Origin of the sequence: Aliiglaciecola lipolytica E3, from assembly GCF_000314975.1 — a bacterium.
GTDB lineage: Bacteria > Pseudomonadota > Gammaproteobacteria > Enterobacterales > Alteromonadaceae > Aliiglaciecola > Aliiglaciecola lipolytica.
Map to the genome: position 1 here is coordinate 143,931 of NZ_BAEN01000068.1, position 22,808 is coordinate 166,738.

Annotated in this window: 22 protein-coding genes; 4 read left to right on the forward strand and 18 right to left on the reverse strand. The window is 40.2% G+C overall.

Annotated elements, in window-relative coordinates; all coding sequences use genetic code 11:
* Positions 1-147 precede the first annotated feature (147 nt).
* Both GLIP_RS18140 and GLIP_RS18145 read left to right on the forward strand, forming a co-directional pair.
* On the forward strand, positions 148-948 hold the full coding sequence (locus GLIP_RS18140) for a DUF1206 domain-containing protein (RefSeq protein ID WP_040523492.1): 801 nt from the start codon (positions 148-150) through the stop codon (positions 946-948).
* A gap of 77 nt (positions 949-1,025) precedes the next feature.
* Entirely contained in the window at positions 1,026-2,210 is a 1,185-nt protein-coding gene (locus tag GLIP_RS18145) for an AI-2E family transporter (protein ID WP_008846150.1), read from the forward strand.
* A 104-nt stretch (positions 2,211-2,314) separates the two neighbouring features.
* Here GLIP_RS18145 and GLIP_RS18150 read toward each other — a convergent pair whose 3' ends face one another.
* The 13 genes from GLIP_RS18150 to prmA all read right to left on the reverse strand — a co-directional run bounded on the left by GLIP_RS18150 (position 2,315) and on the right by prmA (position 16,007).
* The gene (locus GLIP_RS18150; protein ID WP_008846151.1) at positions 2,315-4,450 is read right to left on the reverse strand and encodes a diguanylate cyclase; all 2,136 of its coding nucleotides are present in this window, start codon (positions 4,448-4,450) and stop codon (positions 2,315-2,317) included.
* A 139-nt stretch (positions 4,451-4,589) separates the two neighbouring features.
* Entirely contained in the window at positions 4,590-5,882 is a 1,293-nt protein-coding gene (gene envZ / locus GLIP_RS18155) for a two-component system sensor histidine kinase EnvZ (protein ID WP_008846152.1), read from the reverse strand.
* A 21-nt stretch (positions 5,883-5,903) separates the two neighbouring features.
* Positions 5,904-6,626: an osmolarity response regulator transcription factor OmpR gene (gene ompR / locus GLIP_RS18160; protein WP_008846153.1), complete on the reverse strand. Its 723-nt coding sequence runs from the start codon at positions 6,624-6,626 to the stop codon at positions 5,904-5,906.
* A gap of 162 nt (positions 6,627-6,788) precedes the next feature.
* Entirely contained in the window at positions 6,789-7,772 is a 984-nt protein-coding gene (locus tag GLIP_RS18165; protein WP_008846154.1) for a Gfo/Idh/MocA family protein, read from the reverse strand.
* A complete protein-coding gene (locus tag GLIP_RS18170) occupies positions 7,772-8,674 on the reverse strand; it encodes a phosphoribulokinase (RefSeq protein ID WP_008846155.1) in 903 nt (300 codons plus the stop codon). Before GLIP_RS18170 ends, GLIP_RS18165 begins: the two co-directional genes overlap by 1 nt.
* Before the next feature lie 143 nt (positions 8,675-8,817).
* Positions 8,818-9,252, reverse strand: a complete 435-nt coding sequence (locus GLIP_RS18175; RefSeq protein WP_008846156.1) for an ion channel — start codon at positions 9,250-9,252, stop codon at positions 8,818-8,820.
* Between the two features lie 214 nt (positions 9,253-9,466).
* Positions 9,467-9,706 (reverse strand): VF530 family protein, encoded by a 240-nt coding sequence (locus GLIP_RS18180; protein WP_008846157.1) that lies wholly within the window; start codon positions 9,704-9,706, stop codon positions 9,467-9,469.
* 1 nt (position 9,707) lies between these two features.
* Positions 9,708-10,994: a phosphoribosylamine--glycine ligase gene (gene purD / locus GLIP_RS18185; protein ID WP_008846158.1), complete on the reverse strand. Its 1,287-nt coding sequence runs from the start codon at positions 10,992-10,994 to the stop codon at positions 9,708-9,710.
* Between the two features lie 123 nt (positions 10,995-11,117).
* Entirely contained in the window at positions 11,118-11,366 is a 249-nt protein-coding gene (locus tag GLIP_RS18190; RefSeq protein ID WP_008846159.1) for a hypothetical protein, read from the reverse strand.
* Between the two features lie 336 nt (positions 11,367-11,702).
* Entirely contained in the window at positions 11,703-13,301 is a 1,599-nt protein-coding gene (gene purH / locus GLIP_RS18195) for a bifunctional phosphoribosylaminoimidazolecarboxamide formyltransferase/IMP cyclohydrolase (protein ID WP_008846160.1), read from the reverse strand.
* Between the two features lie 129 nt (positions 13,302-13,430).
* Positions 13,431-13,724, reverse strand: coding sequence for a DNA-binding transcriptional regulator Fis (fis, locus tag GLIP_RS18200; protein ID WP_040523552.1), 294 nt, complete (start codon positions 13,722-13,724; stop codon positions 13,431-13,433).
* Positions 13,725-13,753: 29 nt separating this feature from the next.
* Positions 13,754-14,746: a tRNA dihydrouridine synthase DusB gene (dusB, locus tag GLIP_RS18205; protein WP_008846162.1), complete on the reverse strand. Its 993-nt coding sequence runs from the start codon at positions 14,744-14,746 to the stop codon at positions 13,754-13,756.
* A 382-nt stretch (positions 14,747-15,128) separates the two neighbouring features.
* Positions 15,129-16,007 carry a 50S ribosomal protein L11 methyltransferase gene (prmA, locus tag GLIP_RS18210; protein ID WP_008846163.1) on the reverse strand — a complete coding sequence of 293 codons (879 nt, stop codon included), beginning with the start codon at positions 16,005-16,007 and terminating at the stop codon, positions 15,129-15,131.
* A gap of 94 nt (positions 16,008-16,101) precedes the next feature.
* Here prmA and GLIP_RS18215 point away from each other — a divergent pair, with 94 nt between their 5' ends.
* The gene (locus GLIP_RS18215; protein WP_008846164.1) at positions 16,102-16,863 is read left to right on the forward strand and encodes a substrate-binding periplasmic protein; all 762 of its coding nucleotides are present in this window, start codon (positions 16,102-16,104) and stop codon (positions 16,861-16,863) included.
* 14 nt (positions 16,864-16,877) lie between these two features.
* Here the strand turns inward: GLIP_RS18215 and GLIP_RS18220 are convergent, their stop codons facing one another.
* Positions 16,878-18,383 carry a S10 family peptidase gene (locus GLIP_RS18220; RefSeq protein WP_008846165.1) on the reverse strand — a complete coding sequence of 502 codons (1,506 nt, stop codon included), beginning with the start codon at positions 18,381-18,383 and terminating at the stop codon, positions 16,878-16,880.
* A gap of 455 nt (positions 18,384-18,838) precedes the next feature.
* Between GLIP_RS18220 and GLIP_RS18225 the strand changes: the two genes are divergently transcribed.
* Positions 18,839-19,048, forward strand: coding sequence for a cold-shock protein (locus tag GLIP_RS18225; protein ID WP_008846166.1), 210 nt, complete (start codon positions 18,839-18,841; stop codon positions 19,046-19,048).
* An 85-nt stretch (positions 19,049-19,133) separates the two neighbouring features.
* On the opposite strand, the gene GLIP_RS18230 is transcribed toward GLIP_RS18225, so the two are convergent.
* From GLIP_RS18230 to GLIP_RS18245, 4 genes are all read right to left on the reverse strand, one after another.
* A complete protein-coding gene (locus GLIP_RS18230) occupies positions 19,134-20,051 on the reverse strand; it encodes a DUF6492 family protein (protein WP_008846167.1) in 918 nt (305 codons plus the stop codon).
* A complete protein-coding gene (locus GLIP_RS18235) occupies positions 20,048-20,875 on the reverse strand; it encodes an aminoglycoside 6-adenylyltransferase (protein ID WP_008846168.1) in 828 nt (275 codons plus the stop codon). Before GLIP_RS18235 ends, GLIP_RS18230 begins: the two co-directional genes overlap by 4 nt.
* A gap of 249 nt (positions 20,876-21,124) precedes the next feature.
* Positions 21,125-21,775: an OmpW/AlkL family protein gene (locus GLIP_RS18240; RefSeq protein ID WP_008846169.1), complete on the reverse strand. Its 651-nt coding sequence runs from the start codon at positions 21,773-21,775 to the stop codon at positions 21,125-21,127.
* A 159-nt stretch (positions 21,776-21,934) separates the two neighbouring features.
* A complete protein-coding gene (locus GLIP_RS18245; RefSeq protein WP_153886372.1) occupies positions 21,935-22,798 on the reverse strand; it encodes a MipA/OmpV family protein in 864 nt (287 codons plus the stop codon).
* Between the last annotated feature and the right edge of the window lie 10 nt (positions 22,799-22,808).

Here is a 22,808-nt window from a genome sequence, read left to right on the forward strand (position 1 = left end):
TCCTATCTTTTGCTCGGGGATGGCATTTAATGGCTATACTTAGTTAAGCCGCTAGCAATCATTTACGATTAGTTAACATAGTGGTTCAAATCTTGCTCCGTTGCGTAAATGAATGCAATAAACAGCTCTACTTTGGACAGTTAACTAATGAAATCGAGCCATCTTAAAATTATAAATACGATTGCAAGAGTAGGTTATTCGGCGAAATGCGTGGTTTACTGCATTCTCGGAGGACTAATTTTATTTGCCGCATTCAGGACAGCAACAACTGACGAAGTTTCCAAGGAAACCGTTTTTCGTGAAATTCTTACATCTCCGTTTGGCTCTATTTCACTAACAATTATGATAATCGGTTTATCTTGCTACATTATTTGGAGGTTAGTGCAAGGTATTACTAACCCAGATAACTTAGATATTACGAAGCCTAACGAAGTTATTTTGAGGGTTTTTTATTTTGGCTCTGCAATTGTGTATACATCAGTTACCTATGCTGCAGTTAAGGTGTTGTTAGGGCGCTCTGATAATTCATCATCCCAAGATTCAAAACAAATGAGCAGCAGCATTTTGCAAGAGGAGTGGGGTGTCGTTCTGATTGGAATTATTAGTTTAATTATAATGCTATTTGCACTGATTCAATTTAAGCACACGATAAAAGGTGATTTCATGGATAAGTTTGTGAACTCAATGCCGGGAACAAAAAAACATTTAGCCAATGGATTCGGCAGAGCGGGCTTCGCTGGTCGTGGCGTTATTTATTTTATGGTTGGCGGTTTTTTTATGCATGCTGCGATGACTTATGATTCAAACAAAGCTGGTGGCATGAGCGAAGCGTTACAAACGCTGTTAGAGCAGCCATTTGGGCCCTACTTGGTAGCGTTAGTTGGAGTAGGCATGTTTTCATTTGGTGTCTTTTGTGGTTTTGAAGGACGATATCGAAAAACGAGTTAGTACATGTGATGCCCAAGTGCACTGGCAAGAAGTAGAAACCGTTTGATTAGCTAAAATATAATAATAATGAGATAGAGATGCAAAACAGCCCATTAATACACAGTTCAGATACCTATAAGTTTAAAACTCGAGATGTAAAAGCGGTAAGGCTGCTAAAAATAGTGGTTGGAATCGCTATTCTCTATACTCTATATTTCGCACAATCGATTATTATTCCTTTAGTATTCTCTGCATTTGTTGCTCTTCTACTTAGTCCATTAGTCAGAAAACTAAAAGCTTTCTACATTCCTCGCAGTATATCCGCAGTTGTATTGTTAGCAGCGTTAATTGCGCCATTTTCGATATTATGCATTGAGTTGGTTGAACCGGTAGAGCGGTGGATCAAGGTGGTTCCTAAATATACCCAGCAAGTGACAGAGCAAATAGATGAGATTAGTGATGCGTTTGACGTAGAAAAGCAACAACGTATGGCTGCTAAAGAAAAACAGTCCAAGTCTTTTTTTGGAAACTGGTTTTCCGATGATGCAGAGGAAGAACCCGAAGATGTTGAGCAAGAAGGTACGTCAGTTAAAGAAAAAATTAAACAAGGTAGCTTAGATATGCTGTTAACTAGCCTTGCAGCCATGCCTATATTCTTAGCACAGTTATTTGGCTGCATTATATTAATTTTGTTTTTACTGATTTATGGCTCACCTTTATTTTCGGTTTTTATCAGTGATTTTCCGATTGTTGAAAACAAAGAAAAAGCCAATTGTTTGGTGCAACGAATTCAACACGAGTTGTCGAAATATATCTTAACTATCAGTCTTGTAAATTTAGGATTGGGCGTGGCAACCGCTGCCTGCCTTGCGTATTTTGGGGTACAGGATTATTTATTGTGGGGAGCGATCATTAGTTTCTTAAATTTTGTTCCTTACGTCGGACCTATAATTGGTTTAACCATTTTAAGTATGGTTGGTGTTGTGCAGTTTGGCGCAACGAGCTTGGCACTATTACCTGGAGGGGTATTTCTGGTCTTAAATATAATTGAGTCACAGTTCGTTACCCCAGCGGTACTCGGAACTAGCATGCGGGTAAACCCGTTAATTATCATTGTATGGCTTGCTCTAACGGGCTGGTTGTGGGGAATCATTGGCATCCTGCTGGCTGTACCTTTGCTGGTATGTATTAAACTAATTATTGAACAAATTGAAGTGTTACCCCATTGGTTAAAGTTAATAGAAGCAAGCGAAGCTGATTGTCGACCTTTAAACCCAAAATGATAGTGACTGCATTAATCAAAGTTCAGCTTCAATTGATCGTTTGTGAACGCAGGGGGGCACGGGCTTCAAATTGAAATCATGGACAAAAAATAAGGGCTCTAAAATTAGCTGTCATCCCCAAATACCGCTTTATTTCTACCGCTGTCTTTTGCTTGATAAAGTAACCGGTCGGCATTCTTAACGAGTTGGGTATATTCTATTTTATTGCCGTTTTGCACTGTAAATGCGCCAAGGCTAACAGTTAGCGAAATTGTCATTTGCTCAAAAACAATTTGAGATTCAGCTATACGTTTAACAAAATCCAGCAATAAGGTTTTATGCGAAACTGGGCTACCATCACCTAGAATAAGTGCAAACTCCTCGCCACCATAGCGGCTCACCAAATCTGTATCACGTTTAAATATGTCTGCTAATTGTGTTGCTACAAATTTAATACAGTAATCCCCGGCTGGATGACCGAAACTATCATTAATCCGTTTAAAATCATCAATATCCACTATTGCAAAGGTCAACGGTAGTTGGTTACGTGTTGATGCTTTAAGTAACTTTACTGCCTTTTCATCGAACGACCGGCGATTAAGTAATTGTGTGAGCCCATCTAGTGTCGCCAATTGCTTAAGTTGATTGTTCATTAACGTTAGCTGTGAGGTTTTAATTTTTACTTCTTCAGATAGTCGTTTTTGGAATTCCACTGAGATACGCTTTGCTTCAGATAATGACTTGAACAACAGCGAAATTTCTTTGCTTGATATATTTGAAATAGACGCTGACTTCATGATCTTATTACCGCTAAATTGTTCGACCAAGAGCTCCAGTGGTTTAGTTATTTGACTTGCGAACTGACGGGCCACCGCTAAAAACAACAATATTAGAAAAATTAAACTTACTGAAACCAGAATGACGTTTTGACTCAAGGAGCGAAAAATGATGTCCGGCTTTTTCAATACAAAAATGGTCCACCCTTCTTTGGTCTCCCAGTCAGCATAGAGGTAAGCTTTTTCACTAAGTTCTATAATTGAAATTTGGTTACTGAGTAACATGGCAGGCTTTTTAATTATTAGTTGCGTTAGTGTTTCCTGTTCTAAAGCCGCTGAAGCAAAAATAATATTATTGTTGCGATCGCTAACTAACATAAGTTCATCTTGAGCATAAGCTTGTTCTTCTAAATCATAAAAATTAGGCAAGTTTAGAGAGCCTTCCACTATTCCTGTGAACTGTTGATTTTTTAAGATTGGAGAACTTAATGCAATGATAGGATCTTGACCAAATCCTCTGCCTTTGAATACTTGAGAAACGTAGTTACTTTTGCTTTCTTGTACACGTAAAAAATAGTCTCGATCAGATACATTTTGTTGTTTATTAAGTGATTTAATATTTGCATCAAAGATGTCTTGGGGCGACCCTTGAATCACATTCCCCTCTTTATCTGTGACAATCATTGAAATAAAGCCCGGTAAACTTGTTTTGTGTTGTTCTAGCAAGTTCTGGTTAGCTAATTCGTCATCGGGTAGGAGACTATAAAGTTGCGCTACATTGCTTACCGCCTGTTGGTGCAACATCACATAGTTGCTTATTAAGTTTGCCATATACCTAGCTTTATCCACTAGTTGCAGCTCTATTTGACGTTCTAATTTTTCAGCCGCATTTGTGGTTAATATCATGGCTACAATGAGTGAAGGCGTGGTAATACTGACAATGGAGAGTGAAAAAATTTGTGTCGCTAATTTTGGTTTGATAGCTGAATCGATGGAGTCAGGATTACTTCTCCAGAATGATAATATGATGGATGCAATTGCAGCGACTAGAATGCCATTAACCACATGCTTGAATAATACAATGAATAAGAAATCACCTTTTATTCCGGCAATAAAATAAACGATAAGAAACGTGAGCGGTAAACCAATAAATAACCAAAAAAGAAAATCAGCGATGAGTAGTTGAGTACCACGCTTGACTAGCAGGTAAAGAAAAACTATTTCAAATGCAAACAGGACGAAATAATTTAAGTTACCAATCGCAAAATACAGTCCGAGAGTACTAATCAATGAGGCTACAATTCCGGCCCTAAGACCGAATTTTACCATACAAACAATAGCGACTATTTCGCCAAGATGAATAGTAATATTGCCGTAAAGAGAAAAAAACAGGTAGTAATTTATTAGGGCTGCAAGAAGACCGAAACCTGCACCAATTGCAGTTTTCAGCAACAGATTAATTGAACGTGCTACTAACTCAGTCAAGAGCTGCAATACTATTTAAAGTAGTAATTTTCAATCTCCATTTGTTTTCTATTAATGTAGCGCTTCTGATTCTAGCAGTCCAATTATCTTTACAAGAGATTAGCTAATTTTGGGCACCAATGTGCGGGTTTGAATGTGATTAGTTGATTGGAAGTATCACAGTAGCGACTAGACCACCTTGAGGATGGTTGCTTAGTTCCACTTTGCCTTTATGCAGACCAACAATGCGTTTAATTATGGCTAAACCCAACCCCGAGCCGTCACTGCCACGAGCTTTATCACCTTGAGTAAAGGGTTGAAATAAGTTTTCGATTTGTTCTTCGGGAATGCCAGGACCGTAATCTCGCACTGTGAACACTACTTGCTTGTTGCGTTTATCATAACTACTTGCGATATCAATCTTCTCACTTCCATAACGGAATGCATTTTCAATTAAATTATCGAGTACTCGTTTAATCGCGATACGTCTAATCATAACTAAAGGCAGTTTTGCTAAGTGCGTATCAATGACATGATTTTCTTCAATATTGCGTGCCTGAACTACATCTTCGATTAAATCGTTTAAGGATAGTTTTTCTCGGCGTTCGCGAGTGTCTTGTCGTACGTAATCTATAAACTGATCGATAATGTCATTCATATCTTCGATATCGTGGACAATACCGTCTTTAATCCACGATTGATCTTCTGGCAACATTTCGCTGGCTAAACGAATTCGTGTTAAAGGTGTACGTAAATCGTGAGAAATGCCCGCGGTTAATAAAGCGCGGTCGTCTTCGAGTTGTTTTATGCCTTTCGACATTTGGTTAAACGCACTGGTTACCGCGATTAATTCACTTGCCCCTTCTTCTTTTAGTGGTGCAGGGACGTTGCCTTTAGCTACTTCTAATGCGGCTACCTGCAAGGCATGGATGGGCTTATTCAAGCGACGTACAAAGATCCAACCCCCAGCGACACTGAGTACACCAATTACCAACAAATATATAGTTAATGGCGAAATATCACCTTCACTGAAACTGGCCATGGGAATGGATATCCAGACGCTGGAATCTTGCGGCGGATTAACCCATATTAGAAAGGGTTCTGAAGGCGATATTCTGACATCGGCTTCGCCACCGAGTAGCTCTGATATTTGGCGCGAAAAAAATTGATAATAAATGGCATGATGTAGCCCATTTTCAACGGCTTCATCCTCGGTATAAATGCGTATGTTAGTCGCAGCGTAAATATTTTCTTGTGTGTCTTTATCGTGGTAATCCACTTCATCCAAAAACACCATGTTAATTTGTTTGGCGATGAGAGAATTAATTTGTTGATAATTAGGTCGAATAAAATAATAGGTAACAGATAAATAAGAGACGACCTGATTGATCAGCAGCAATACGCCAATTAATAAGACCGTTTGTCCAAATGCACTTTTCGGAAATATTCTCACCAGTATTTATTCAACTTGCATTTATTGTGCTTCGCCGTCTGGTACAAAAACATAGCCTAAGCCCCAAACCGTTTGAATGTAACGAGGGTTCGCTGGATCGACTTCAAGCATTCGGCGTAAGCGTGATACCTGCACGTCGATACTTCGTTCCAAAGCACTATAATCCCGCCCCCTTGCTAAGTTCATTAACTTATCTCTGGAAAGTGGTTCTCTAGGGTGAGTGACTAAAGACTTTAGCACCGCAAATTCGCCACTGGTAAGCGTAATTGCCTCGCCGTCAGAAAACATCTCGCGTGTGGCTAAATTTAATCGATATTTACCAAACTCTACTACCTGCATTTCCATTGACGGAGCACCTGGCGCTTCGTTCGTTTTGCGTCTTAGTACAGCTTTAGCGCGAGCCAATAATTCTCTTGGGTTAAAAGGCTTAGGCAAGTAATCGTCGGCTCCCATTTCTAAGCCAATAATTCGGTCTACTTCATCACCTTTAGCGGTCAACATGATAATGGGTATTTCGTTCTCTTTTTGGCGAAGACGTCGGCAAATTGATAAGCCATCTTCGCCCGGAAGCATTAAGTCGAGCACCATTAAGTGAAAATTTTCACGTTCTAATAATCTATCCATTTGCTCTGAGTTGGCTGCGGTACGAACTTGGTAGCCTTGTTCAACTAAATAACGCTCCAACAAGCTACGCAGACGCATATCATCATCAACAACCAATACTTTTTGTGTTTCTTGTCCCATGTCGATCCCCAACTGGAATTATTCAGTCCACTATAAATGAATACTAAATAATTCAAAAGATTAGCAAGCTAACAATGTTAAGTTGAGTGTTACAAATTGTTTGTAAATCAAAAAATGGGGTCAGGTATTATTTAATTCAGATGTAATTCTATTAATTAGCGCTTAAAGCACACCCAGTATTTTATCCATTATCCAGTTGGTATGGCCGGCACTTTCGCCCTGACTGGGATGTATAGAGGTACCATTAAGATGGTCAGCAATAGCCTGCACGAATGGCCCTTGGATAGGGTTTGGTGTATGCATATTGATAACTTGGCTGTCATCTCGGGTTGCGATGGTTGCAGGGCTATCGCCAAAAACAGCGAAATCCATTACACCGCTTTCGCCTATTATTTGCATTTTATCTTGATAAAGGTAACTTCCGAAATTCCAACTTGCGGATCCAGTTACATTATTTTCGAACGCTAGATTTGCAACAATGGCGTCATGCGCTGAGTAGAGTTGTTGTTGATTGGAACAAATTCCTTGGGCATGAATTGCAGGGCCAATAAAATAAGACATTAAATTTAAGCCATGACTGGCGATATCCTCAAAATAACCACCCAATGCGATGCTTTTGTCGGTTCGCCAGTTTTGCGTTTGGCTTAAATCTTTGTCTGATGGTGGGCGGCTATAGTGCCAACTTATTTGCCTGATTCGTCCAATTTTGCCGTTATCTAACGCGTTTTTTAGGGCGATAAAGCCGGGAAGCGAGCGGCGGTAGTAGGCGACAAATAGTTCTAGTTTTTGAGACTCAAAGGCATCTACTATTTGCTGACACTGGATAAAATTCAATGCCATTGGTTTTTCAATACAACAAATCTTTTTGGCCTTGGCGACAAGTAAGGCTAATTCCAGGTGGCTGTCAGGTGGGGTGGCAATGTATATTGCATCGATACTAGGATCGTCTATTAACTGCTGGGCCGTTTCGTAATAATGAGGAACACTATGACGACGTGCAAAATCCTGTGCCTTTCCGGGTGAGCGAGCACTTACTGCATAAAGCTCAAAAGCGGGTGTTTGTTGATACGCAGGGCCGCTTTTTTTCTCACAAACATCACCACAACCGATTATTCCCCAACGTATGGAGGGAGTTGGGCTAGCCACTATTCGTCGGTAACCCAATCCATCTGAAATCCTGCTTTGCGTTTACGCTCTAGCAGTTCTTCAATCAAAGGGGATAGTATCAATTCCATCGCTAAGCCCATTTTCCCACCAGGTACAACTAAGGTGTTTATTCTTGACATAAACGCACCATCAATCATTTTTAATAAATAAGGAAAGTCGACGTTTTTCATTTCACGGCGAAATCTAACTACCACAAAACTTTCGTCTTGTGTGGGGATTTCACGCGCACTGAACGGGTTGCTAGTGTCAACTGTGGGCACTCGCTGGAAATTGACGTGGGTATTAGAAAACTGTGGAGTAATGTAGTGAAAATAGTCTTCGAGACTTCTAACGATACTGCTCATGACCGCTTCACGAGTGTGACCACGATCTGTAGTATCTCTGATAATCTTTTGAATCCATTCTAGATTTACTATGGGTACCATGCCAACTAACAAATCGACATGTTTAGCTACATCTGCTTCTGGTGTGGTAACACCACCATGTAAACCTTCATAAAACAACAGGTCTGTGTTTTCTGGCAAATCTTGCCAAGGGGTAAAAGTGCCGGGCATTTGATTAAACGGCACAGCTTCATCAAAAGTATGAAGATATTGACGATGCTGTCCGGTACCTGTTTCGCCATATTGAGCAAACAGCTTTTCCAGCATAATAAAATCGTTAGCCTTTGGCCCAAAATAACTTATATGACGGCCTTGCTCCTGCGCTTTGCGTATTTCCACTTCCATTTCCGGACGCGTAAAACGGTGGAAACTATCTCCCGCAACAGAAGCCGCGTTTACAGTTAAATTACGAAAAATATGCCGTATGGCATTAGTCGTCGTAGTTGTACCTGCTCCGGAGGAACCTGTTATCGCAATTATTGGATGTTTTAGAGACATAGTTTACATTTTGAGGATTAAGGACCGTTAGTTATAAGCAAGGCAAACGAAATGGTCAAGTGATTTACTAAGACAAATTTGTTGCAGAACTCATTAAGACTTAAAAAAGATGAGAATATATTGCGTTGTTTAGGTGCTTATAATCAATCCTTCTTAGTGCGCGAAGTTCCCCATGTTTTAATCATCAGTTCTACTAAAAATGCGGTGTTGAGGCCAAATACAATTAGGCCGTTGACAGCACTTAATGCCCCCATAATTCGCCATTCTTTGCTTAGTATAAGGTCACCGTACCCTAAAGTGGTAAAAGATGATATTGCGAAATAAAGTGCTTCTTCAAGGTTGGCAAATTCACCGATAAACTGAAATGCGAATGCCCATATCCAGGTGTTTATGGTTATTCCTAATACTAACCAAAGTACAGATATCACTATCACTACAGCGTTTTTAACTATTTTATAGCCCTTTGATTGCCAGAGGCTAACTTGTACGAAAAACGAAGATAAAACACCCAGAATGATCACCTGAACGATGATAGTAAGAATGATAATCACAGAGCCTAATAATAACTGGATAAGCATAATTATGTGTTCTTAGCGATTGCTAAGAGATTCGATGTTAATTAATAAATTCAACTATATGCTTTGTGAAAATGGATGCAAGTCTTAGGTTAAATATTGAATTTTTCTCTAGGCAAGATTCAACACAGCTTATAGCCTAGACGTGTTTTGTTTGGTTGCAGACAATGCCTTGTGAGCGATTCTCGGTATGAGAGATGGTTCGTGTGCTGTTGAGTTACTTTTTACAGAATGTGGATAAGTAAAGCTCCTCCACTTTTTTACGGGCCCATGGTGTTCTGCGCAAAAACTTGAGGCTGGAACTCATACTCGGATTTTCGATAAAGCACTTTACTTTAATGCGCCAACCAAGGCCTTCAAAGCCATATTCTTGTTGCAGCTTTTCGAGCATGACTTTCAAGGTGATCCCATGTAATGGATCACCTTGTTTGCCGGGTTTATTTGTTTTATCGTCCAATTTAACTTTTTTCTCTTGCTATAGCGCGATAGGCAATATCGTCACGATAAAACATACCGTTCCAATTGATTTTCTGAACTAAATTATAGGCATTGTTTTGTGCGTCTGTAACAGAGTTACCCAATGCCGTTGCGCATAATACTCTGCCCCCGTTGGTAGTGATTTTACCATCTAGGAGTTTAGTACCTGCATGGAAAACTTTTCCATATATTTGCGCAGCTTCGTCTAATCCTTTTATTTCATCACCTTTGTTGTAACTGCCAGGGTATCCACCAGCGGCTAACACAACGCCGACTGCAGCTCTCGAATCGAACTCTATCGTTGCTTGATCTAATTTCCCTTCAGTGGCTTGCTTACATAAAGCAACCAAATCGGACTGAAGACGCAACATTATTGGTTGGGTTTCGGGATCACCAAAGCGGCAGTTATATTCAATTACTTTAGGTGTTCCATCACTCATGATCATCAATCCAGCATACAAAAAGCCAGAGTACGGATTACCTTCACTCGCCATTCCATTTACGGTTGGATAAATTACTTCATCCATAATTCGCTGGTGGATTTCAGGTGTGACAACAGGCGCTGGTGAATATGCACCCATACCGCCGGTATTCGGGCCAGAATCACCGTTTCCAACGCGCTTATGATCTTGGCTAGTGGCAAATGAGAGTACATTCTTACCGTCAACCATTACAATAAAGCTGGCTTCTTCACCATCAAGAAACTCTTCGATAACAACTCTGCTACCTGCTTCACCAAAGGCGTTTCCTGCAAGCATATCGCGAATAGCGTCTTCAGCTTCTTGCTCGGTCATTGCGACAATAACGCCTTTTCCAGCTGCTAATCCATCTGCTTTAATGACAATAGGTGCACCTTTTTCTTTTAAGTAAGCAAGTGCTGGCTCAATTTCAGTGAAATTCTGATATTCACCTGTGGGAATTTTATGTCGCGCTAGAAAATCTTTCGTGAAAGCTTTCGAACCTTCCAATTGAGCTGCTGCTTTGGATGGACCAAATATACTCAATCCTTTGGCTTGAAACGCATCGACGACACCTAAAACCAACGGTGCTTCGGGACCAACTATAGTTAAATCAATGGCATGCTCGGTTGCGAAGGCCACGAGACCCGTGACATCATCTGCTTGAATATCAATATTAACCAGTTTGTTTTCTGTAGCTGTTCCTGCATTTCCTGGGGCTACATATACCGTTTCAACATAGTCATTTTGAGCTGATTTAAACGCTAAAGCGTGTTCGCGACCACCGCCGCCAATGATAAGTATTTTCATGAATAAATTATCTTAATACCTGATTAAAGAAGAGTTGAGATAAATGTTGCGGTGGATTGTACCGAATTAAAGCGAAAAAAGCGTGTTTTACAGCACGCTTTTTACATCGAATTTAATTGGAGTCTATGAAGAGGTTGTTTTTAGTTTAGAGAACTCTTGGTTCAACTGATACTTGTCATCAGTCACTATCGCTTCGAGAGTATTGAGGCGTTCTTTTACCGACTTTAGTTCAGCAGCTAACGCTGTTACTTCATCAGAGCCTGCATTCATCTTAACTTTTGCTTCTATCATTTTTTGCCTATGCCCAAATACCATTCCTAGAATCACGATTGGCAATACAAATACAATCAAAATTGGTAGTGCACCATCCATTGAAAATCTCCACTTATACAGGTTGTTGTTAGAATACATTCTATTTGGAGCAAAATGAATACCAATAAAAACAATAGTAAAATCAGTGTGTTAAATTTCACCTTGATTTTGAATTGGTACTAAAAGCGAATTATTAGTCAAAAATACTACTTAGACGTGCGTTTTGCAAAATTTCGAAACAATCAAACTAGTGCGGGATTTATCCCGTGGGTTTTTGTTGGGCGTAAAATGCGGGGATGAAGTGTAGGACGGGATTCATCCCGTTGGTGTGTTGATTTTGTTTTCCGGGCTAAAGCTCGCACTACAGTAAGTGCGGGCTTTAACCTATGGATGATATTAATGTTTAAAGTGACGCATGCCAGTAAATACCATGGCAATATTGTGCTCATCTGCCGCGGCGATTACTTCGTTATCACGCATGGAACCACCGGGTTGAATCACCGCTGTGATACCGGCCGCTGCCGCAGCGTCAATGCCGTCTCTAAACGGGAAGAATGCATCAGAAGCCATGACTGAACCTTTTACTTCAAGGTTTTCATCAGCAGCTTTAATGCCAGCGATTTTGGCCGAATATACTCGGCTCATCTGTCCTGCGCCAACTCCTATGGTCATGCTGTTTTTGCAATAAACAATAGCGTTCGATTTAACATACTTAGCCACTTTCCAAGTGAATATTAGATCTTTCAACTCTTCAGCAGTGGGTTGGCGCTTACTTACAACGCTAAGATCCTGCTCTTCAACCATACCGAAATCACGTTCTTGAACCAACAAACCACCGTTTACCCGTTTAAAATCGTAGCCGTCAGTAAGTTGTCCTAACCAATCACCGCATTCAAGTAAGCGTACGTTTTGTTTCGCAGCAACGATGTCGGCTGCGGCTTGACTGATTGTTGGTGCAATAATGACTTCTACAAATTGACGGTCAATAATGGCTTGTGCTGTTTTGGCATCTAGTTCACGGTTAAACGCGATAATTCCGCCAAACGCCGACGTTGGATCCGTTTTATATGCACGATCATACGCGCTGAAAAGATCGTCTCCTAGAGCCACACCACAAGGGTTAGCATGTTTAACGATTACGCAAGCAGGTTCTGAAAATTCTTTAACACATTCTAATGCTGCGTCTGTATCGGCAATGTTATTGAATGATAGCTCTTTACCCTGCAGTTGTTTTGCAGTAGCAACAGATGCTTCTTGAATTTGATTTTCCACATAAAAAGCCGCAGATTGATGGCTATTCTCACCATAGCGCAAGTTTTGCTTTTTGCTAAATTGCATATTGTAGGTACGAGGAAACTCGCTATGCTCATGACCACAATCGTCTTCACACTCAGTGGAGTCAATGCGCGCACCAAAATAATTTGCAATCATGCCATCGTATTCGGCAGTGTGTTCAAATGCTGCAATTGCCAAATCAAAACGTGTTTGATAAGTCAATGAGCCTTGGTTTTCAGACATTTCAGACAATACGCGCGGATAATCTTTTGCGTTAACGACTATTGTTACATCTTTATGGTTTTTTGCTGCGGCACGAACCATTGTAGGACCACCAATGTCAATATTTTCGATGGCGTCTTCTAACGAGCAATCCTCATTGGCCACGGTGGCAGCAAACGGATATAAATTAACAACTACTAAATCGATAGCTTGAATGTTGTTTTCCTGCATCACTTCCTCATCAATACCACGGCGAGCTAATATACCGCCATGTACTTTTGGATGAAGTGTTTTTACCCTTCCTGCCATAATCTCTGGGTGGCCAGTGTAATCAGAAACTTCTGTTACGTTTAGACCTGCGTCAGCTAACAATTTGGCAGTTCCGCCAGTAGACAGTAGTTCCACGCCTTGTTCAGCAAGGCTAGTGGCAAATTCAACAATACCAGATTTATCAGAAACACTTAATAGTGCGCGGCGGATGGGTTTAGCAGAAGTCATTCTTTTACTCTTGTTTATAGATAGATTAAATTGACCAAATAGTCAGGTCGGGCAAAAACAAAAAGAGCACCAGGAGGTGCTCTTCTAATTAAATTGTTACTTGCAATATGGTTGGGGAAAACCCAATCATTAGTTCATTCCGTATTGCTTTAACTTTTTACGAAGCGTACCACGGTTGATACCCATCATGATAGCCGCGCGAGTTTGGTTTCCACGGGTAAAAGTCATGATTTCTTCCAATAAAGGCGCTTCCACTTCAGCTAAAACTAACTCGTATACATTTTCAACGTCAGTGTTATCTAACTGTCTTAAATACTTGTTAACTGCTTGTTTAACAGAATCTCTCAAAGGCTTTTGTGCCTGAGTTTGAGAAGGTGTAGTCACTGTAGTAGTGAAAGGTGAAGTCACATTTTGATCGAACATAAACATCGTGCTCTTTAGTTAATAAAAAATTAAGCAGCAGGTGTCATTGAATGACACTCTGCCAGTTTTTCAAAATACGTATTCAATTGGTCGAGTTGCTCTTGAGCATCTTCGATTAAATTGAATTTAGCTCGAAATACGCGTTCCTTGTCGTGATCTGCTAAATACCACCCCACATGTTTGCGGGCTATTCTGGCTCCCATAAAGTCACCATGAAAATGGTGGACGTTACTGACATGTTCTAGCATGACGCTACGAACCTCATCAATAGTTGGCGCGGGAAGCTCAACGCCGGTGTTCAGATAATGTAATATTTCTCGGAAAATCCAAGGGTTACCTTGTGCTCCTCGACCTATCATCAATGCATCTGCATTGGTTTTATCAAGTACTTCTTTCGCTTTTAAAGCACAATTGATATCACCATTGGCAACGACAGGAATTGAGACCGATTGTTTAATTTTCGCAATCGTTTCAAATTCCGCATTGCCCTTGTACATACAGGCTTTTGTACGTCCATGCACCGCCAAGGATTGAATACCATTATTTTCAGCAATCTTCGCGATTTCGACACCGTTTCGATTATCTTGGTTCCAACCGGTTCTAATTTTTAGCGTAACAGGTACGTTGACAGCATTGACAACCGATTGAATAATTTCTTCAACCAGTTTTGGGTATTGCAACAATGCAGACCCAGCCATCTTTTTATTCACTTTCTTAGCTGGACACCCCATATTAATATCAATAATTTGGGCGCCGTTACTAACATTTAATTGTGCTGCTTGAGCCATGAGTTGCGGATCTGCGCCGGCGATCTGAACTGAGCGAATACCTGATTCACCAGTATGATCCATCCTTTGCTTAGATTTGTCTGTATTCCAAACTTTTGGATTAGAAGACAGCATTTCTGACACCACAAGCCCTGCACCCAAACGTTTACACATTTGTCTAAAAGGTCTATCAGTTACACCCGCCATGGGTGCTAACATGAGATTATTGTCTAATTCGTACTGACCAATCTGCATGAAATAATAGGCCCCGTTATTGAACAATAAATGTTCGGCTAGTCAAAACGGGCGCTATATTACGGTTTTTTGACAGGTTTGAAAAGGCTAAATATTAGACAAAAGTATAATTTATTTGCTTTGAAGACCTTGACAGATAGTGCTTTCCATGGCCCGACCAGTGGTTTGAAATGATTTCAATCTAGGCTTCATAACAAATATTATTTGATTAACAGGGTGTTATGTTATTTTGTATTAATTTGTAACGCCCTGTTGTAATTTCGTTGGCTAGACTAATTGGTCCATTTTTATTTTTGTAAATTTTTTCAGAATAAATAAAATTAATCGATTTTTTGTGGTTAGCGCGAATTTTTATACCTAAAAATTACCTCGTTTAATCGTTTTATTTTTTCTTACCTGAGACTCTTGCCCATTCACCTTCAATTGCTATTGGCTCCATTTCGAAGTCTGCTGAATATAACTGATTGATCTCTTCCGCTTGGGTTGCCAAAATCCCTGACAAAACAAGCAAGCCACCGGGTTTACAATAATCACTTATCACTTCGCGCAGCTCTCTTAAAGGGCCAGCTAAAATGTTCGCAAGCACTACATCGGCTTGCATATCGGGTTGATCCTTGGGCAAGTAAACACTGATTTTGTCCGCCACATTATTGCGATTTGCGTTGTCTTTGCTGGCCAACAGGGCCTGTGGGTCTATGTCGATCCCCACGACAGATGCTGCACCTAATTTTAAGGCTGCAATGCCTAAAATTCCTGATCCACAACCAAAATCAACTACGCTGCGGTCATCTAACGACAACGAGTCTAGCCATTGTAAGCACAGTGAAGTAGTCGGATGGGTACCTGTACCGAAAGCAAGTCCTGGATCTAGCATGACATTAACGGCATTAGGATCAGGAATGTCACGCCAACTTGGGCAAATCCACAACCTTTTTCCGAATTGGATCGGGTGAAAGTTGTCCATCCACTCGCGTTCCCAATCTTTATCTTCTAGTTGGTCTAATTTATGGTAAAATCCCTTACCTAATATTTTGGATTTCTCAAGTTGGGCTATAACGCGCTTCATGTTAAATTCAGCATCGTATAAACCAACTACTTGAGTATCTGGCCAAAGCATGACTTCGCCAGGTTTCGGTTCGTACATTGGTGTATCTTTGGCGTCTGTAAAGGTGACTGCTTGTGCACCGTTTGCAGACAACATGTCGCCAATTTGTTCGGCGTTTTCAGCTTGAGTATTTATTTTGAGTTGTATCCAAGGCATGCAAGGTTTCCTTAAAAGAGGTTATGCCATAGTATCAAGGAAGAGAAAAGTCGGCTCGTTAATTTTAATCTATATTCGGAAGAACATAATTTAGATGTCAAATAAGCTGTATTTTATTTTGTTGTACTACATCGCTAATTTGTTCGTTGTAAATGAAACACTTGCAAAAGATGTGATCGATTTCGCGGTGGGTTGGGATAAACCTCCTTACGTTATGGATAGGGCAAAATCGGGATTCGAAGTCGAATTGATCGAAGACGTTGTTGAGCGTATGGGATATAAAGCTAATTTCGTTCAAATTCCATACGGTCGCTCTTATGAAATCCATAATATGCCCGATATTGATGCGGTTACTACCTTGAGTAGTAAGCTTGAATCAAAAAAAATTAGCCTTTCTAATGTATATATCCAATATCAAAATGTAGCCGTAACATTGGCGTCATCCGATTTAGTTTTGGATGAAGTGAGTGACTTGTCTCAATTATCGATAGTCGCATTTCAATCAGCGCATCGAGTACTAGGGGAGGATTTCTCTAAAATGGCCTCTGCCAACCGTGCGTATAGAGAAGTGCCTGACCAAACACGCCAATTGAAACTCCTTTTTAGCCAAAAGACTCAGGTTATTATTATGGATGTGAATATTTTCGCTCACATAAAAAAGGCGCTTGAAAAAAATGCTGATGAGCAACAGGTTGTTATTCACCAGCTTTTTACACCTAATTTATATCGAGCAGGTTTTATCAATCATAAACTGCAAATGGAGTTTGATAATGTGTTACCCGCATACTTAACGTCTAAAGATTACCAACAGTTGGTTCAAAAATATCAATTCTACAATGCAGTTGTGGCCAACTAATTTCCGCATGTGGTTTAAGGAAGAATAAAAGTACGAATATCCTCAACCAAGGCTTTGAGTGATGGTTCATGGACGTACATCATATGGCCTGCCTCATAATATTTCATGGTGACACGATTCAAATCAATTCCATGATGATTCATTGAGTGTTCAGTAGCAAAAAATGGCGTTGCTAAATCGTAATAGCCATTCGCAACGAAGACTCTGAAATCTTTGTTTTGGCGCATCCCTTTAGATATAAAAGGCGTAACATTAATAAAGCCTTGGCTACGTGCTGAACTGCCATATAACCAATTCCAATTACCAAACACTTCGCCACTTAATATGTGATACGGCTCAGTGCGCTTTACATCAATATCGTTAGCGAAGTAATGCTGAATGGCTGCTGTGTAGGCACCATCGATAGCATAAGATGCGGGGTCGGCTTCGAATTGATCTGTGACCACGTTGGCGTCTTCGCCTAAATATCGACTATCGAGCCTACCTACAACTTTACCTTGATCGCGCAGCAACTCTTTCATAAATGGAAATTCACTTATACGCATATCGGATTGTTGAATATATTGTTTTTTCAGTCCGGTAAACGCGTGCAGTTTTTCCACTACATTTTGTATTTCTTGCGGGGTAGCCAAAGCACCTTTGAGCAATACTGTTGCGTATTCATTTAAGGCAAAATCTCGAGTAGCGTTGAGAAATTGTGATAAATCTTCCCAATCAGCTTTGTTTGGTACTTTGTCATGATACCAAGCCGTTGCGGCATAAGTAGGTAAAAACGTGACAAATGGCAAATCGTTCCCTTCGGTGAAATCTCCTGTTTGAAAATCAATGATTGATGAAATCAACAAGATCCCATTCAGATCAATAGAGCCCCAACCTTCTTGTAGCTCTTTTACCATTGCGCCCGCTCTTGTTGTACCGTAACTTTCACCGACCAAATATTTAGGGGAATTCCAACGATTATTTTCTGTGATATAAACACGCACAAACTCAGCGAGAATTTCCGCATCTTCTTTTACTCCCCAGAATGCTTTACCTTTGTATTCGCCTAGTGGTTTTGAAAATCCTGTACCTACAGGGTCAATAAACACTAAATCAGCAATATCCAATAAACTTAGTGGGTTGTCCTTAAGGTTAAACGGCGCAGCGCCGACACGCTCGGCGTCGCTGGGCAAAACTACGCGTTTAGGCCCGAATAAGCCCATATGCATCCACACCGATGATGATCCAGGGCCGCCATTAAAGACAAAAAGTAGCGGTCTTTTTTCGGCGTTTTTCACATTCGTTCGCGTGTACGCAATATGAAAAATACTTGCTTTAGGCTTCCCTTCTTTGTCGACTAGATGGCTGTCCCCTGCGTTTATTTGATAACTGACATTGTGACCGTTAAATTTTCCTTTATGTTGAGTCACACTCATACGTGCTTCGGGTATTGCTTTACTTTCTTGCTTGGTTTGCTCTTTCGCTGTGATATTAATTGCGAATAAGGTAGTGACAATTATGATGAATAGATTTTTTTTCATTTTATTTTGCTTTCAATCAAGAGGTTGTAAAATTTGTACGTCGCTCAATATATTAACCAACCCAAACTATTTTGGGTATGGTTAATACTCGCTTACCTGAAATAACCCTAGGGTAAAGGCATAATTAACGTTTTTTGCTTAATCGTTAATCAATATATTCGAACATATATTCAACAGTTTAGCGTTTAATTTTAGTCATCGAATGGCTTCTTTTGCGGAACTAAAAACCAACAAACGCAAATTAAATACCAGATTTAATTGAACTATTTTAAATATTTAATTTGACACAATCCTAAAGTAAGGTATTCTGCGCCTAGCTAAGAAAACCTCGTTAAAGATCTACATGTTCGTTGTTATATCGTTGTTCTTCGTCCTGTCGTTTTTAAGTTCGGTCTCTTTTTATGCTAAACCTGCCAAATTTGGCACCCAATTTAATTTTTACAGGAAGATATAATATGTCTGATAAAGTAGTAGGAACTGTTAAGTGGTTCAACGAAGATAAAGGTTTTGGTTTCATCGAGCAGCAAGGCGGTCCTGATGTGTTCGCACATTTCCGTTCAATCGTTGGTGACGGCTTCAAGACTCTTAAAGAAGGTCAAAAAGTTGAATTCACTATCGGTCAAGGCCAAAAAGGTCCTCAAGCTGAAAACATTCAAGTTATCTAATTCAATTTATCATCAGACTTGTCTGGTGAATTGATAAGAAAACTAAGAAAGGCAATCATTTGATTGCCTTTTTTGTTTGTTCATTTTACTTATTTCTTGCTATTGGTTGAGCAGGTACAAACGGACTAATACGCTGCCATACTTCTTCAGGCTCTAATCGCGACTTACTCCCCACAACACAAAACATCCCAGGGCATTCTTGTGAAAAGCTTTTAGCGGTATCCCATTGTTCGTAAGGATGTGAATCATGTATCAATAACAGTTGCGGATGCGTTTGCGTTCCTGCGGTAATATGAAATTGATCAAGATTCTGTTTTTTCATAGCACACAAATAATATAAAGAATATTCCGTCCATTTGAGCATGAGAAACCGCGAAATCCGCCAATTTCTTGGGTCTTTCGGGTTGTGTAATGAACACACTGCTTTAACCCAGTCTTTCTTCCACACTCGGGTCAACTCTTCGCAAAGTTGTTTAGCTAAGGTCGTAGATAAAATAGCAGGTGTTACGTGCATCCCCTTTGACGTATCACCAACGTCTGCTGACATGCGTAATAGTCGTGCAGAAGATTTCCACCATTTGGGGTGAAATGCACGCGGTTCATACTGCAGCAATGCTTTGCCTTGATCGATTAATTTATCAATGCTGAGCGGCTTTAAGCAGATCACATCAGCATCAAAAGTAATGTAGAAATCATCTGTGAACTGCTCATGAGCGGCGATTTTGACTATTTGCTGTTTACGCCATCCACGCATTTGACTATGTTTGGCAAGCTCAGGTACAAGATCTTCTTCTGACATGACCACAGGATTAAATTGCGACCATTTCTGTACTTTTTCGCTAACAATTTGCACTTCATCAGGTGGGGTAACAATGAGAAATTTTGAGAACATGCCAGGTTCACAAAAAGCGTCCAAGGTTTTAAACAGAATTTCAGTTCTACCTAAGTCATCTACATCGTAACTTCCTCTCACGCTGAGAGGTAAAACTGCACCTATTGTCATTTGTAATCCTTTTTATCTGTCGTTTGTTCTTCTTTTTGCAAATAAGATAAGGCCACTTGTTGCGCTGCGTCTCTCAATTCTAATTGAGAAAGATTTGCTTGACGAAGTGAAATGTATATCTCAACCAAGGTTCTTAATGCGTTAAACAATGGCATTTTCTCTCTTGGCGTGATTGTACTATTTAATTGTTTAGCAAGTAATGGCAGTTTGTTCTCAATTTTGCGCACTCCGTTAGGTTCAAATCCGTTATTTGCCATCGCAATAGGGCCGATAACAACTTGTCGAATAAACGACACTAAATCTATTGCTTCGTATAACTCGCCTCTGGCTATTTTACTTGCGCCGTAGTGTATCCAAATCCAAAAGCGATCTTCATACCACTGGGGTGGGTTTATTGGGTAGTGGCCTTCATCATGCTGATATGTGTTAGTTAAAACATTATCAACTTCCCAAAGCACCAACGGGTTATCCACTCTTTGGTGGGCGTCTTCGATGCTGACAAACTTTAGATCCACATGCAGAGGCTCGACATCATCGAAGAGGCAAATTAACAATCGTGGTTCATTTACATGTTCGCCAGTAGCGCAGGTCAGTAGTTTGCCCATCTGTTTCGCTAACATTTTGCGTTCTTTCATCACTTGCGTGACGTGAGTCGTTGAAATCGCTAAAACGATATCTAAATCACTAAATCTATCCAGTTTATTTTCTGAACCAGATCCGGATAAAGAAATACCAACAAATCTGCCATCAGCAGATATTAATGTGACTAATGAGCGAATGAAGTTCTGTTGATGTTCAAGCATCGAACTTGGAATATTTAACATGTGACCATGCTCCTTTGCTGACTTGGTAAACCTCATATGTTGAAACCAAGCCTTACATTGCAATCCTTTAGACTTCTCCTTTCTACTATGCAAAGCAGCATTTTAGAATCGCATTAAATCATTATTGAGTAAAGAGGTCAGGAGGGAAGAAGGTGTAATTAGTTAATACTCCTATTTTTGCTTTTTGGAAATAATGCAAAACATCAGAAGAACGAAGGGCGCTATTGCACCCTTGCTTAAATTCGCGGATTAAAACTTGTAACCAATGGTTAAAGAATAAACATAAGGGTCGATATCTACATCAACGACCCCAGCGGTGCCGTTGTTTTCAAAGTTTGCTTCCGTGTTAATGTCTATGTAACGTGCTGACGCATTCACAAACCAGTGCTTATCTAGCATATAATCAAAGCCTACTTGGGCTGCTAGCCCAACTGAATCATCTAGCTGCAAGTCACTAAAACCAGCTTCTTGGTTAGCTGCGGTAAAATCCTCACTGAAGAAAATAGTGTAATTAATGCCAACACCCACATAAGGCTGAAACGCACTGTTGGCGTCGAGGAAATGGTAATTTGCTGACACAGTAGGCGGTAAATGTTTTGTTGAACCTAATGGACCAACCGTATTTAATCCAATGTCGTGTTCAAATGGTGTGGCAGCTAATATTTCAATTGCCCAATTAGGACTCAAGAAGTAAGCGAAGTTTAGCCCCAACTGACTGTTATTATCTACATTTACGCCAACCCCCACATCAGTGCTACCAATAAAAACATTACTGCTTGATTCATCCGGTGCGACATGGGTAATACCTGCACGTAAAATCATATCGCCACTTGTAAAAGCGCTGACATTGGTGGTGGCAAGAGCGATTGCCGCGGCTATTAAAATAGTGTGTTTTTTCATGTGATTCTCCAACTTCTAAATGATTAATTAGTGATTGGAGGAAGTGTACGTTACGAGGATTTTTGACTAGTTGATCTGGCTCAATTTAATCGGCTTATATGATTGATATAAATCAATGTTTTATCGACTCGGCAGGTGATTGCAGATGTGTTTACCAAACTAGTTCTGGTATTGCTCACTTTTTCGAATTCGCCAAATCACACCTGCACCAAACGCGTAGGTATTGTTCTCTACCAGAAGCGGACTATTTTCATTTGCAGCGTGATTAAGCAAGCTATATGCGGCACTCACAAAAACTCGAACAGAAGGGCTGGCGTTGAACATGTAACCTGCAGAAAATTCTAAACCCAAATATCCTCCAGATGCATCGTATTCAGGTCTTTGCTCAGTGGCGTATTGGCTATCAACTTGGTAAAAATAATCATGCAGTTTTTCTGTTGCCCAAACAGGCGAAATATTAAATCGAAAACGGTCTTTCTCCTGAAACGCACCAACATACTGATAAGACAACTCGGGATTAAAAACGTATCCTCTGTGGGTGATGGAAGAAAAGTCTGTGGAAAATACAGCGCGTGTTTGCACTCTAAATTGCACTTGTTGCATACCCGTATGTTGTTTTGCACTTTCATAAAGTTTGAATTTAATTTGCGGACCAACCTCAAATACAAAATCCAAATCTGGCATGCCTGCACGAATTGAATCGTCTTCCGAATCAGCGCTAAAAGCTGCATCTAGGGATAAATCGATCTCTAGCCAATCCTTTTCAACTGCAACTGCTCGAACGACGCTATTTTCACCAACCCTCACTATTTCACCCCGGTAAATAAAAAATGGCGCGGCAAATGCGTTATTGTGATTATCTCTAGCTCCTGGATATTCGGGCGTATTAAAAGCAGCGCTGATTACACCAGCTTCCCATAGCGGCTTTTTATTATGCTCACCCATAGTGGTATCGATCTGGGCCAAACACGGCAATGTACTAAAAAATAGAATAACGCTAACTAACAATGGTCTTAGTTGCACAGGTGTTTTT